Origin of the sequence: Nocardia sp. NPDC046473 (genome assembly GCF_040645995.1) — a bacterium.
In the GTDB taxonomy this organism is placed as follows: Bacteria; Actinomycetota; Actinomycetes; order Mycobacteriales; family Mycobacteriaceae; genus Nocardia.
The window spans coordinates 223,638-236,168 of record NZ_JBEYZJ010000002.1 but is presented as its reverse complement, the minus strand read 5'-3'; the positions used below and the strand labels follow the sequence as shown (position 1 = coordinate 236,168).

Here is a 12,531-nt window from a genome sequence, read left to right as displayed (position 1 = left end):
ACAATACGACCCGCGAGCGTCCGCCCGGTATGGGCCATATCGGGGGTACCGCGCACGGCGGGGGCGCGCCGGGCAGAATCAGCGGGGTGTTGCACGACGAAGGTGGAGCGGGTGTGCCGATCCTGCTGCTGCACGGATTGATGGGCAGTGCCAGGACCTGGCACGATCAGCTGGACTGGCTGCGCGACTACGGCCACGTCTACACCTTCGACGCCGCCGGGCACGGCAGGCCCGCGCCGGACGAGCTGACCACCGAGGCCTTCGTCGCCGATCTGGCCGCCGCGACCGCGGGCATCACCGAACCGATGGTGGTGATCGGGCATTCGATGGGCGCGCTGCACGGCTGGGTGTTCGCCGCGACCTATCCCGATCGGGTGCGCGCGCTGGTGGTCGAGGACATCGCCCCGGATTTCACCGGCCGGACCGCGGCCGACTGGGCGGCGATGATCGAGGCGTGGCCGCAACCGTTTCCGGATGCGAATGCGGTGCTGAGGTACTTCGGGCCGGTCGCCGGGCGGTACTTCCTCAACTCGTTCGAGCACGGCCCGCACGGATACCGGCTGCACGGGTCGGTCGCGACGTTCCGCGATATCTCCGAGGAGTGGGGTAGTCGCGACTTCTGGCCGCAGTGGCACGCCATCCGGGTGCCCGCGCTCTTACTCGAGGGGGAGCACACCATCACGCCGCCCGGTCAGATGCGTCAGATGGCCGCGGCGCATCCCGACGCCGAGCACGTACTCGTCGCAGGCGCAGCACATCTCGTGCACGACGACCAACCCGACCAGTACCGCGCCGCCGTCGAGCGCTTCCTCCGCCGCGTGCTGAACGCCTAGTTGCCGCCTTCACCGGCGAGGGCGAACAGGCCGTCGCCGGTTTGCTCGATCAGCCCGTCGACCAGTAGCGAGTCCAGGGCCCGGGCTCGCTGACCGGGGTCGCGCGGCCAGGCCAGATCCAGACTCACCCGCTCCACCGGGCCCGTCGCGCCGCGAAGGACGTCGAGCAACCTACCGCGCGCTTGGCGATCGGTGCCCTCGTATTTCTGTGTGCGACGGACGATTTCGGAGATGGGACGGCCCGCGGCGACCCACGCGCAACTCGGCAACGGGCAGCGTGAACAGTCCGGTGTGCGTGCCGTGCACACTGTCGCACCGAGCTCCATCAACGCGGCCGAGAACACCGCCGCCCGATCGATCTGTTGCGGCAGTAGAGCTTCCGTCTCCGGCAGATCACGCGACGACGGATTGCCCGCCTCCGCGCGACCGTGCACCGCGCGCGCGACGACTCGGCGAACGTTGGTGTCCACCACCGGAACCCGTTGCCCGTACGCGAAACACGCGACCGCTCGCGCCGTGTACGCCCCGATGCCGGGCAGGCCGAGCAGCACGTCCACGTCGGTCGGCACCTCGTCACCATGCTCCGCGGCCAGCACCCGCGCGCATTCGTGCAGCCGCAGCGCCCGGCGTGGATAACCGAGCTTGCCCCACGCGCGCAGCACCTCGGCCTGCGAGGAGGCCGCCATCGCCGACGGCACCGGCCAGCGCGCCACCCACTCCCGCCAGATCGGCTCGACCCGGACCACCGGCGTCTGCTGCAGCATGATCTCGCTCATCAGGATCTGCCACGCGGTGACCTCGCGGCGACGCCACGGTAGGTCGCGCGCGGTCTCCTCGTACCAGTCGAGCAACACGTCGGCATCGATGGTGTTCGGTGCTTTCCTCACGGTTCCTGTCCTACTGCCGCCAGCTGGTATTTGCCGACCCGTAACCAAACGAACTCGCTGGTAACCCAAGCCTTGTGCACAATGGTCGGTATGCCTGATTCAAATCCGGTCAGTGCCTGGAAGTCTTTGCGCGAAGGCAACGACCGTTTCGTCTCCGGTGCGCTGCAGCATCCTAGCCAGGGCGCCTCCGACCGAGCCAAGCTCGTTAGTGGCCAACACCCGTCCGCGATCCTCTTCGGCTGCGGTGACTCCCGGGTCGCCGCCGAGTTGATCTTCGACCAGGGCCTGGGCGACATGTTCGTGGTGCGCACCGCGGGCCACGTCGTGGACAGCTCGGTGCTCGGCTCGATCGAGTACGGCGTGCAGGTGCTCAACGTTCCGCTGATCGTGGTGCTCGGGCACGACAGCTGCGGCGCGGTGAAGGCCACCATCGACGCGCTGGACGGCGGCGAGGTGCCTGGCGGATTCATCCGCAGCGTGGTCGAGCGGGTCACGCCTTCCATTCTGATCGGCCGCCGGGAGGGTCTGTCCACCGTCGACGAGATGGAGGCCAGGCACGTCGTCGAGACCAGCAGGCTGCTCATGCAGCGGTCGATGATCATCTCCCAGCGGGTGGCGACCGGCGAATGCGCGATCGCCTGTGTCACATACAAGCTCGCCGAAGGACAGGTGAAGTTGCAGCGTGTCGTCGGCAACATCGGCGAGCTCGCCTGAGCCGGAGTCGTCGCCGTTTGCCCAGCGTGCGGGCCGGAATTCCATCGCCACGATCGCCTGATCCGGATCGACACGCCGTGCGCATGAGTCATCGTGCCCGGTCGTGCCCTTACCGTTGAGGCGTGCTGGAACCGAATGGACCGCTGCCACCGGAGATCTATTGGCGTCGTCGCGCATTGGCGATCGGCGCACTGGTCGTCGCGCTGGCGCTGGTCATCTGGCTCGTGCTGACGGTGTCCCGCGGCGGCGACTCGCCCGGTGACACCAAGCCCGTCGTGGCCGGTTCGTCGTCCACGACGCCGAGCAAGCCTGCCGATGCCACGACGACAAAAGCCGCGGGACCAAGCGAATCCGGCGCGGCGGCGACATCGAGCGTTTCCCCGTCCGCGTCGAATGAACCGGCCGCGGGCCCGGGGCAGTGCCCCGATCAGTCGCTGGCGATCAAGATCAGTGTGGACCAGCCGACCTATCGGGTCGGCGAGCAGCCGAACTTCCGGATCGTCATCACCAACATCTCCAGCGCGCAGTGCCAGCGCGACATGAACCTGGCGCAGATCCAGGCGTCGGTGCTCTCGCTGGACGGCCAGCGCCGCTTCTGGACGAGCTCGGACTGTTCGCCCGTCGACGAGTCGAACCAGCGGAACCTGAAACCCGGTGAGCAGGCGCTGTTCACGGTGCGCTGGTCCGGCACCACCTCGCAGCAGGGCTGCGTCGGCGAGCGGGTGCCGGTGCCCGCCGGGGCGTACCAGGTGATCGCGCAGTTCGGTTCGCTGCACAGCTCGCCGGAACCGTTCAATCTGACGCCCGCCTGAGCGACTCCGGATTCGGTTGGGCCCGTTAGAAATCGGGTGCCACTTCCTTCGCCTCCTGCGGCGCGCGCCGCTTGCGGGTGCCGGTGATGCGGATGGCCGAGCGCACGTCGGCCACCTCGTGGATCTTCATGCCACCGCGCTTGAGCGGGGCGTAGCCGGGCGGCACCAGCGCGGTGGTGAAGCCGAGCCGCTCGGCCTCGGCCAGCCTGCGTTCGAGTCCGGTCACCTTGCGTACCTCCCCGGCCAGGCCGACCTCGCCGAGAATCACCCAGCCCGCCGGAATCGCCACCTCGGAATTGGCGCTGGCGATGGCGAGCGTGATGGCCAGGTCGGCGGCCGGCTCCAGCAGCCGCATGCCGCCCACCGTCGCGGCGTACACGTCGGACTTGCCGACGAACACCTTGCCGCGGCTCTGCAGCACGGCGAGCACCATCGCGACCCGGTTGTAGTCCAGGCCGCTGACCGCGCGGCGCGGATTCGGGATCTCGGTCTCCACCGTCAGGCCCTGCACCTCGGCGACGAGCGGGCGCTTGCCGTCCATCGCCACCGTGACGGCGGTGCCGGGCACCGAATCGGTGCGGTGGTGCAGGAACAGTCCGGACGGGTCGTCCACGCAGGCGATGCCGTCCTCGTGCAGCTCGAAACAGCCGACCTCGTCGGCGCTGCCGAAGCGGTTCTTGATGCCGCGCACCATGCGCAGCGATGAGTTCTTGTCGCCCTCGAACTGCAGCACCACGTCGACGAGGTGTTCCAGCGTGCGCGGGCCCGCGACATTGCCGTCCTTGGTGACGTGCCCGACCAGTAGCACCGCGATCCCGCTCGCCTTGGCCAGCGAGGTCAGCGCGGAGGTCACCGCGCGCACCTGGGTGACGCCGCCGATCACGCCGTCCACCTCGGGCGCCAGCATGGTCTGCACCGAGTCGACGACCAGCAGCGTCGGTTGCACCTGCTCGACGTGCCCGAGCACGATCGAAAGGTCGGATTCCGCAGCCAGATACACCCTTTCGTGCACGGCGCCGGTCCGGTCGGCGCGCAGCCGCACCTGTCCCGCGGATTCCTCCGCGGTGACGTAGAGCGATTTGGCGTCGTGCTGCCGGGCCCAGCGGTGTGCGACCTCGAGCAGTAGCGTCGACTTGCCGACGCCGGGCTCGCCGGACAGCAGCACCACCGAGCCGGGGACAACGCCGCCGCCGAGCACCCGGTCGAGCTCACTGACTCCGGTCGGCTTCGCCCTGGTGATCTGGGAGTCGATGCTGGAGATCGGCGCGGCGGCGGTGCTCGGCAGCATCGCGCGCCTGGCCGGGGCGCCCGCACCGGTCGCCGCGACGGCTACCTCGTCGACGGTGCCCCACGCGCCGCAGTCGGGGCACTTACCCACCCACTTGGCGACCTCGTGCGTGCAGGCGGAGCACCGGAAGATCGACCTGGTCTTTGCCACACGCGCACCTTACGTACCGCCTCCGACAACATGTCGGATAAGAACGGCTGCCGCACCCGTCGGGTGTGGCAGCCGTCTCCGTAAGGGGGCTATACGGTCAGTGTCCGCCGGTGTGCTCTGCCTCGGCTGCGCCGGACTTGTCTGACTCGTGCCGCTCGGTGGCACCCGCGTCGACTGGCACCTGGACCTGCACGGTGCCGTTCTGCTTGAAGTTGAACGCCACGTTGTAGGTGAGGCCCGGCGTGATGTCCTTGGTCAGGCCGGTGATCTCGATCAGGATCGGGCGCGCCTCGGGATCCGTGGTCGCCTCGGCAACATCGGCATGGTCGGGCTTGGCCGAGGTCGGCGCGGCCGCAGCGGTCGGCGCCGCGCCGTGCGCGTCGCCCGCGGGTGTCGCGGCCTTGACCGGCTTGGTGGCCGCGACCACAGTTTGCTGCGGAGCCAGCTCGACCGTCGTCTTGCCCGTCGCCGGGGTGATCTTCACGGTGCCGAGATCGGTGGTGAGGCTGGTCAGCTCGTCGGGCACCGACGGGCTGTTGTTGATGATCGACAGCGCGATGACCGCCTTGCCGCCCTTGGTGTTGTTGTACTCGGTGCCCTGGGCGGGGAAGACGATGTGCACGTTGCGCAGCGCGATCTTGCCGACGTCGGCGTGGTTGCCATTGATCGCGGCGACCTGGTCCGCGGTCTGCGAGATCTGGCCCGAGCTACAGCCGGCGAGCGCGATCGCCGCACCTGCGGCGAGTGCGGCAACCGGCACCATGCGACGTCGCGCCTTCTTCAGGGCGGTCACAGCTTTCAGGGCAGTCACGGGTTGTCCCTCCATGTCGACCGGGTCACTCCGCAAGGGAGAGTAATAACTAGGCAGCGTAGTAGTTCCCGTCGCGGACCGGGAGCCGGGGCTGTGTCTGATCGGCGGCGCCTGCGGCGCTGCGTGTTCGCGGCCCCTGAGACGGGCCGCGAACGGCGCTCGCGGAACTCGCGCGTGTCGGTCGGTGGTGCGGGGAGCGGACACTCACATCGTTGGTAACAGTTTGGTCGAGCATCGACGGATCGCGCACGCGCTGCCTGCTCGGGTCGGGGGGCCGGTTCGGGGACAGTGCGGGGAGGTAACCCGTTCTGGCACAACATAATGCACACCGGGCGGTCGTTGTCAAGCCCCACCGCTGCCTCGTTGTGGCCCTGACCTGCACAGTTGATCGCGCCGTTACCGAGTCGCATGTTAAACTGTGAACATCGAAAGGGGCACGGGACACATGATTTTTAAGGTCGGAGACACCGTCGTTTACCCCCACCACGGAGCGGCGCTGATCGAAGCTATCGAGACTCGCACCATCAAGGGTGAGCAAAAAGAGTATCTGGTCCTGAAGGTCGCCCAAGGCGATCTGACTGTTCGGGTTCCCGCAGAGAACGCTGAATACGTCGGCGTACGTGATGTCGTCGGCCAGGAGGGTCTCGATCGAGTCTTCCAGGTTCTGCGCGCGCCGCACACGGAGGAGCCGACCAACTGGTCCCGCCGTTACAAGGCCAACCTGGAGAAGCTCGCCTCCGGCGATGTGAACAAGGTGGCCGAGGTCGTCCGCGACCTGTGGCGTCGAGAGCAGGATCGCGGCCTGTCCGCCGGTGAGAAGCGGATGCTCGCCAAGGCCCGTCAGATCCTCGTCGGTGAGCTCGCGCTCGCCGAGGGGACCGATGACGGCAAGGCCGAGACGCTGCTGGACGAGGTCCTCGCCGCGGCTTCCTGACCGTGAACAAACTCGACAACGGTGCTCGTCTCACCGACGGAACCGTCGTTGCTTTGGTGCCTGCCGCCGGTCGCGGCGTCCGCCTGGGTGAAGCCACGCCCAAGGCGTTCGTCCCGGTCGGCGGCAGCCCTATGGTCCGACTCGCCGTCGAAGGCCTGATCGCCTCCGGAGCGGTCGACCGGATCATCGTTATGGTTCCCGCCGAATTCGTCGAGAGCGCCGTTGCCCTGCTGCCGCCCTCGGATTCGGTACACGTGGTCGTCGGCGGCGCCGAACGCATCGACTCGGTGCGGGCAGGCCTCGCCGCCGCACCCGAGGCCGCCTACTACCTCGTGCACGATGCCGCGCGCGCCCTCACCCCGCCCGAGCTCATCGCCCGGGTCGCCGCCGAGTTGCGCGCCGGCCACCTCGCGGTGGTCCCCGCGCTTCCGGTCGCCGACACCATCAAGTCCGTCGACGCGGCGGGCGCGGTCACCGGCACGCCGGACCGCGCGCAACTGCGCGCCATCCAAACCCCGCAAGGCTTCGCGGGCGAACTGCTGCGCTCGGCCTACCTGTCCGAGGGTGTGCAAGCCACCGACGACGCCGGCCTGGTCGAACTGCTCGGCACCCAGGTGCGCACGATCCCTGGCGATCCGCTGGCTTTCAAGATCACCACCCCGCTCGATTTGCTGCTCGCACACGCGGTGCTCGACGGCGCGGACCTACGCCGGGCGGTGGCTCAGTGAACATGCGAGTCGGCATCGGCAGCGACGTGCACCCCATCGAACCGGGCCGCCCATGCTGGATGGCCGGACTGCTCTTCGACGGCGACGACGGCTGCGCCGGACACTCCGACGGTGACGTCGCCGCCCACGCACTCTGCGACGCACTGCTGTCCGCGGCCGGACTCGGCGACCTCGGCTCGGTCTTCGGCACCGACCGCCCGGAATGGGCCGGCGTCTCCGGCGCCGCCATGCTGAAGGAAGTGCGCAGGCTGCTCGGCGAGGCGGGCTTCGAGATCGTCAACGCGGCGGTCCAGGTGATCGGCAATCGGCCCAAGATCGGCCCGCGCCGCGACGAGGCCCAGCAACTGCTCGGCGAGCTGCTCGGCGCCCCGGTTTCGGTTTCCGGCACCACCACCGATGGCCTCGGACTCACCGGTCGCGGCGAAGGCATTGCCGCCATGGCGACCGCTCTGCTACAAGCCTGTCGCTGACCCAGCTCCGGCGGACCTGAACCGGGTCCGTGAACAGGCTTATCTACCAGCTAGGATCGAACGCCGTGACGCTGCGCCTCTTTGACACCGACACGCGAACCATGCGCGACTTCGCGCCCCTGGTCCCCGGCCGTGCCTCGGTGTACCTGTGTGGCGCCACCGTGCAGGGCGCGCCACACATCGGCCACGTGCGCAGCGGCGTCGCCTTCGACGTGCTGCGCCGCTGGCTGCTCGCGCACGACTACGACGTGTGGTTCATCCGCAACGTCACCGACATCGAGGACAAGATCCTCACCAAGGCCGCCGATGCGGGCCGGCCGTGGTGGGAGTGGGCGGCCACCTACGAGCGCGCCTTCGACGACGCCTACGAGACCCTCGGCGTGCTGCCGCCGTCCGTGCAACCACGGGCCACCGGCCATATCACCCAGATGGTCGACATGATGCAGCGGTTGATCGAGCGCGGCCACGCGTACGCCTCCGAGGGCAACGTCTACTTCGACGTGGTGAGCTACCCCGACTACGGCAGCCTGTCCGGCCACCGCCTCGACGACGTGCACCAGGGCGAGAGCGCGGGCGAGGGCAAGCGCGACCCGCGCGACTTCACCCTGTGGAAGGCCGCCAAGCCCGGCGAGCCGACCTGGCCGTCGCCGTGGGGCCCCGGCCGTCCCGGCTGGCACCTGGAGTGCTCCGCGATGGCCGAGTTCTACCTCGGCCCCGAATTCGATATCCATTGCGGCGGAATGGATCTGGTGTTCCCGCACCACGAGAACGAGATCGCCCAGTCCAAGGCGGCCGGTGACGGCTTCGCCCAGTACTGGTTGCACAACGGCTGGGTGACCATGGGCGGGGAGAAGATGTCCAAGTCGCTGGGCAACGTGCTGTCCGTGCCGAATGTGCTCACCCATGTGCGTGCCGTGGAGCTGCGGTTCTACCTCGGCAGCGCGCACTACCGCTCGATGCTGGAGTACTCGGACAAGGCGCTCAACGACGCAGCCCAGTCTTACCAGCGGATCGAGGCGTTCGTGCACCGGACCGCCGATCGTGCGGGCGACGTTCCGGTCGGCAAGTGGACCGACGCGTTCGCCGCGGCCATCGATGACGACCTCGCCGTGCCGAAGGCGCTGGCCGAGATTCACCGCGTCGTGCACGAGGGCAACAAGGCGCTCGAGGCCGGTGCGATCGACAGTGCACGGGACCTGGCCGGACAGCTCCGCGCCATGCTCGGTATCCTCGGTGTCGACCCGCTGGATCCGCACTGGTTCACCCCACGCGACTCGTCGGCGGCACTGGGCGCGCTCGACGTGCTGGTGCGCGCCGAGCTCGACCGCCGTCAACAGGCGCGAGCAGACAAGGATTGGGCGAGCGCCGATGCCGCCCGCGATCGATTGCAGGCAGCCGGAATCGAGGTCACCGACACGCAAAATGGTCCCGAATGGGCCCTTGGCGCTGCGCCGCAGACGGCGCCGGACGCGCTACAACCTGGAAAGGCCAAGTAATGGCAGGCAATTCGCAGCGTCGTGGTGCGATCCGCAAGGGCGGGACCAAAAAGGGCGCCGTCGTCGGCTCCGGCGGCAAGCGCAGGCGCGGGCTCGAGGGTCGCGGCGCGACCCCGCCCGCCGAGGCGCGCACCAAGCATCCCGCGGCCAAGCGGGCCGCCGCCGCGGCGAAGGCCGCCGCCAAGGGTGGCCCCCGCGGCAGCTCGGGCCGTGCGGCCGGACGCAAGGACGACGACAGCCCGGAAATGGTGCTCGGCCGCAACCCGGTGGTCGAATGTCTGCGCGCGGGCGTGCCCGCCACCGCGCTGTATGTCGCGCTCGGCGCCGAGAACGACGAGCGGCTGTCCGAGAGCGTGCAGATGGCCGCCGACGCGGGCATCTCCATCCTCGAGGTGCCGCGCGGCGACCTGGACCGGTTGAGCGCCAACGGCATGCACCAGGGCGTCGCCCTGCAGGTGCCGCCGTACCGCTACGCGCACCCGGACGACCTGCTCGCCGAGGTCCGCAATTCGCCGGAGCCTGCCCTGCTGGTGGCCCTGGACAACATCACCGACCCGCGCAACCTCGGCGCCGTCATCCGCTCGGTCGCAGCCTTCGGTGGCCAGGGCGTGCTGATCCCGCAGCGGCGCAGCGCGAGCGTCAGCGCGGTCGCCTGGCGCACCAGCGCAGGCGCCGCGGCCCGGCTGCCCGTCGCCCGCGCCACCAATCTGACTCGCACACTGAAGGATTGGGCCTCGCAGGGCATCCAGGTGGTCGGCCTCGACGCGGGTGGCGACACCACCCTGGACGACTTCGACGGCCGCGAAGCCACCGTCATCGTGGTCGGCTCGGAGGGCAAGGGCCTGTCCCGTCTGGTCCGCGAGAACTGCGATTCCATCCTCGGCATCCCGATGGCGGGTCCGGTCGAATCCCTCAACGCCTCGGTAGCCGCAGGCGTAGTCCTCGCCGAAATCGCTCGCCAGCGCCGTTCTTGATCCCGCGCCGCAGGCGCGAAACGCCCCTCGGCACACGGCAATAGACGCGTCGGGGCGCGCTGTCCCCGTAGAATTCGGCTCGTGGTGATACCCAATCAGCCCATCGGGAATCCGGTCGAGCATCCGAACGCGACGGCGGTGCTGTGGCTCGGTGCGGCGAGCGTGCTCTGCTGTGGCGTGCTCGGACCGGTGGCGTGGGCGATGGGCAAGCGGGCGCTGGATCAGATCGAGGAATCGCACGGCGCCTACGGTGGGCGGGTTCAGGTGGTAGTCGGCTACATCCTCGGCATCATCGGCACCATCATGATGATCGTCTTCGCGCTGCTCTATCTGATGATCCTGCTCGGCGGCAACGCCTAGTCGAGGCTGGGCCGTTCCTGGTCGCCCTGGTCGTCCCAGGCCGGCCACTCCTCGCTGACGCTGCCGGTCCAATTGGGTTGCCTGCGTTCCTTGAACGCTGCCATCGCCTCGCCGCCGTCGATGCTCTTGGTGACGTGGTCGTTCAGGTCGGTCTCCAACTGTCCGACCATGGTCGGGCTCATCCCGAGCCCCTCCCACAGCAGCCGCTTGGACATCGCCACCGGCAGCGGCGCGGACCCGTTGGCGATGTCGTGCGCGATGGCCAGCGCCATCGGCAGTACCTCGCCGCCCGGCATGCAGCCGTTGGCCAGGCCCATCGCCTTGGCCTCGTCGCCGTCGAAGGTGCGACCGGTCAGCATGATGTCGGCGGCATTGGCCATGCCGACCAGCCGGGGCAGCGTCCAGTGCGAATAGCCGTCGGCGAGTACGCCGCGCCGCACCTGGTTGAGCCCGTAGACGGCGTCGCGCGCCATGTAGCGCAGGTCGCACTGCAGCGCGAGGGCGAGCCCGATACCGACCGCGTGCCCGTTCACCGCGGCGATCACCGGTTTGCGCACCCGCCACGGCGCGGGCTCGATGGTGGCGCTGACGTCGCCGACCCGGCTGGATAGATCCGCGCCCGCGCAGAACGCGGGCGGGGTGCCGGTGATCACGACGACCCGGATGTTGTCCTCGACATCGCAGCGCTGCAACGCGGCGCTCAATTCGGCGGCCATCGTCGGGGTGAAGGCGTTCTGCTGAGCGGGCCGATTGAGCGTGAGCACGGCGATGCCCGCGGAGACATCGACGTGCAGTTCCGAACTCATGCCAGCGATGTTAGTCCAGGACGCCCCGCCCTGACCCTGGCCCGAAAAACCTCGCTCAACCACGCAGTACTTTGCGCCCGATCGCGTACTTGTGCACCTCGGTCGGACCGTCGTAGAGCCGGAAGGCGCGGATGTCGCGGAAGATCATCTCGACCACCGTCTCGTCGCTGATGCCGATGCCGCCCAGCACCTGCACGCACCGGTCGGCCACCTTGAACAGCTCCTCGGAGACATACGACTTCGCGATCGAGCTCTCGTGCCTGGCCTTCTCGCCCTGGTCCATCAGCCAGCAGGCGTGCCAGATGGTCAGCCTGCACTGGTGCAGCGCGATCTCGTTGTCCGCCAACATGAACGACACGCCCTCGTGCTCGCCGATCGGCTTGCCGAACGCGGTGCGGGTGCGCGCGTGCGCCACCGCGATGCTCTGCGCGCGCTCGGCCGCGCCGAGCCAGCGCATGCAATGGGTGAGCCGGGCCGGGGCCAGTCGCAGCTGGGCGTAGCGCAGGGCTTGTCCCGCGTCGCCGAGCAGCGCGGACTGCGGCAGCGTGAGGTTGTCGAAGCGGACGACGCCGTGCCCGGCCACATAGTTGCGGTCCATCGTGTTCATGGTGCGTTCGATGACGATGCCAGGCTGGTCGCCGTCGGTGAGGAACAGCGTCGGTCCGGCGGGCAGGTGCGGGTTTTCCGCGAGCCGGGCCATGATGATCCACGTCTTGGCGCCGTTGGCCCCGGTGATCAGCCATTTGCGGCCGTTGACGGTGAAGTTCTCGCCGTCGAAGGTGGCGGTGGTGGCCAGCTGGGCCGGGTCCGAGCCGGCGCCGTCCGGTTCGGTCATGGCGAACACCGAGCGGTGCCGGCCGGCGACCATCGGCGCGAGGTGGTGCTCGATCTGTTCCGGGTTGGCCACCTTGGACAGCAGGAACATATTGCCCTCGTCCGGCGCCGCGCAGTTCATCGCGATCGGGCCGAGGGTGGACCAGCCCGCCGCCTCGTAGATCACCGCCTGCTCGATATGCGACAGCCCGCGCCCGCCGAGCGATTCCGGCGCCTGCACCGTGAGCAGCTTCTCGGTCCGCGCCAGCTCGACCAGTTCCTGGCGCAGCTCGTCGGTCGGCCCGTGCGCGGTGAGCCGCGGATCCCGCTCGAACGGAACGATCTTGTCGATGACGAACTGGCGTACTCGATCGCGTTCGGCGGCGAGCTCGGCGGGCATCGAGAAGTCGATCATCGTTGGTCACCAATCGTTCGGGGTCGCGTGCGTCGAGCAT

14 protein-coding genes are annotated in these 12,531 nt (G+C 68.9%); 9 read left to right on the top strand and 5 right to left on the bottom strand.

Annotation, left to right across the window (positions count from 1 at the left end):
* Positions 1 to 86: 86 nt before the first annotated feature.
* On the top strand, positions 87 to 833 hold the full coding sequence (locus ABZ942_RS06615) for an alpha/beta hydrolase (RefSeq protein WP_357379734.1): 747 nt from the start codon (positions 87 to 89) through the stop codon (positions 831 to 833).
* On the opposite strand, the gene ABZ942_RS06610 is transcribed toward ABZ942_RS06615, so the two are convergent.
* Positions 830 to 1,720, bottom strand: coding sequence for an A/G-specific adenine glycosylase (locus ABZ942_RS06610; protein WP_357379733.1), 891 nt, complete (start codon positions 1,718 to 1,720; stop codon positions 830 to 832). The two genes, ABZ942_RS06615 and ABZ942_RS06610, sit on opposite strands and share 4 nt — an antisense overlap.
* A 90-nt stretch (positions 1,721 to 1,810) precedes the next feature.
* Between ABZ942_RS06610 and ABZ942_RS06605 the strand changes: the two genes are divergently transcribed.
* Together ABZ942_RS06605 and ABZ942_RS06600 are read left to right on the top strand one after the other, a co-directional pair.
* The gene (locus ABZ942_RS06605) at positions 1,811 to 2,434 is read left to right on the top strand and encodes a carbonic anhydrase (protein WP_357379732.1); all 624 of its coding nucleotides are present in this window, start codon (positions 1,811 to 1,813) and stop codon (positions 2,432 to 2,434) included.
* Positions 2,435 to 2,556: 122 nt separating this feature from the next.
* Complete coding sequence (locus tag ABZ942_RS06600) at positions 2,557 to 3,246, top strand: hypothetical protein (protein WP_357379731.1); 690 nt, start codon at positions 2,557 to 2,559, stop codon at positions 3,244 to 3,246.
* 25 nt (positions 3,247 to 3,271) lie between these two features.
* On the opposite strand, the gene radA is transcribed toward ABZ942_RS06600, so the two are convergent.
* Together radA and ABZ942_RS06590 are read right to left on the bottom strand one after the other, a co-directional pair.
* Positions 3,272 to 4,684 (bottom strand): DNA repair protein RadA, encoded by a 1,413-nt coding sequence (gene radA / locus ABZ942_RS06595; RefSeq protein ID WP_357379730.1) that lies wholly within the window; start codon positions 4,682 to 4,684, stop codon positions 3,272 to 3,274.
* A 97-nt stretch (positions 4,685 to 4,781) separates the two neighbouring features.
* Complete coding sequence (locus ABZ942_RS06590) at positions 4,782 to 5,495, bottom strand: hypothetical protein (RefSeq protein WP_357379729.1); 714 nt, start codon at positions 5,493 to 5,495, stop codon at positions 4,782 to 4,784.
* A gap of 445 nt (positions 5,496 to 5,940) precedes the next feature.
* Between ABZ942_RS06590 and carD the strand changes: the two genes are divergently transcribed.
* From carD to ABZ942_RS06560, 6 genes are all read left to right on the top strand, one after another.
* On the top strand, positions 5,941 to 6,429 hold the full coding sequence (carD, locus tag ABZ942_RS06585) for an RNA polymerase-binding transcription factor CarD (protein ID WP_011206964.1): 489 nt from the start codon (positions 5,941 to 5,943) through the stop codon (positions 6,427 to 6,429).
* 2 nt (positions 6,430 to 6,431) lie between these two features.
* Positions 6,432 to 7,157 carry a 2-C-methyl-D-erythritol 4-phosphate cytidylyltransferase gene (ispD, locus tag ABZ942_RS06580; RefSeq protein WP_357379728.1) on the top strand — a complete coding sequence of 242 codons (726 nt, stop codon included), beginning with the start codon at positions 6,432 to 6,434 and terminating at the stop codon, positions 7,155 to 7,157.
* A gap of 2 nt (positions 7,158 to 7,159) precedes the next feature.
* Positions 7,160 to 7,627 (top strand): 2-C-methyl-D-erythritol 2,4-cyclodiphosphate synthase, encoded by a 468-nt coding sequence (ispF, locus tag ABZ942_RS06575; RefSeq protein WP_357380339.1) that lies wholly within the window; start codon positions 7,160 to 7,162, stop codon positions 7,625 to 7,627.
* A gap of 65 nt (positions 7,628 to 7,692) precedes the next feature.
* A complete protein-coding gene (gene cysS / locus ABZ942_RS06570) occupies positions 7,693 to 9,123 on the top strand; it encodes a cysteine--tRNA ligase (protein ID WP_357379727.1) in 1,431 nt (476 codons plus the stop codon).
* Positions 9,123 to 10,097: a 23S rRNA (guanosine(2251)-2'-O)-methyltransferase RlmB gene (gene rlmB / locus ABZ942_RS06565; RefSeq protein WP_357379726.1), complete on the top strand. Its 975-nt coding sequence runs from the start codon at positions 9,123 to 9,125 to the stop codon at positions 10,095 to 10,097. Before cysS ends, rlmB begins: the two co-directional genes overlap by 1 nt.
* Before the next feature lie 81 nt (positions 10,098 to 10,178).
* Complete coding sequence (locus ABZ942_RS06560; protein ID WP_357379725.1) at positions 10,179 to 10,457, top strand: DUF4190 domain-containing protein; 279 nt, start codon at positions 10,179 to 10,181, stop codon at positions 10,455 to 10,457.
* On the opposite strand, the gene ABZ942_RS06555 is transcribed toward ABZ942_RS06560, so the two are convergent.
* Both ABZ942_RS06555 and ABZ942_RS06550 read right to left on the bottom strand, forming a co-directional pair.
* Positions 10,454 to 11,263: an enoyl-CoA hydratase-related protein gene (locus tag ABZ942_RS06555; RefSeq protein ID WP_357379724.1), complete on the bottom strand. Its 810-nt coding sequence runs from the start codon at positions 11,261 to 11,263 to the stop codon at positions 10,454 to 10,456. The genes ABZ942_RS06560 and ABZ942_RS06555 overlap by 4 nt on opposite strands.
* 55 nt (positions 11,264 to 11,318) lie before the next feature.
* Positions 11,319 to 12,491, bottom strand: coding sequence for an acyl-CoA dehydrogenase family protein (locus tag ABZ942_RS06550; protein ID WP_357379723.1), 1,173 nt, complete (start codon positions 12,489 to 12,491; stop codon positions 11,319 to 11,321).
* Positions 12,492 to 12,531 lie beyond the last annotated feature (40 nt).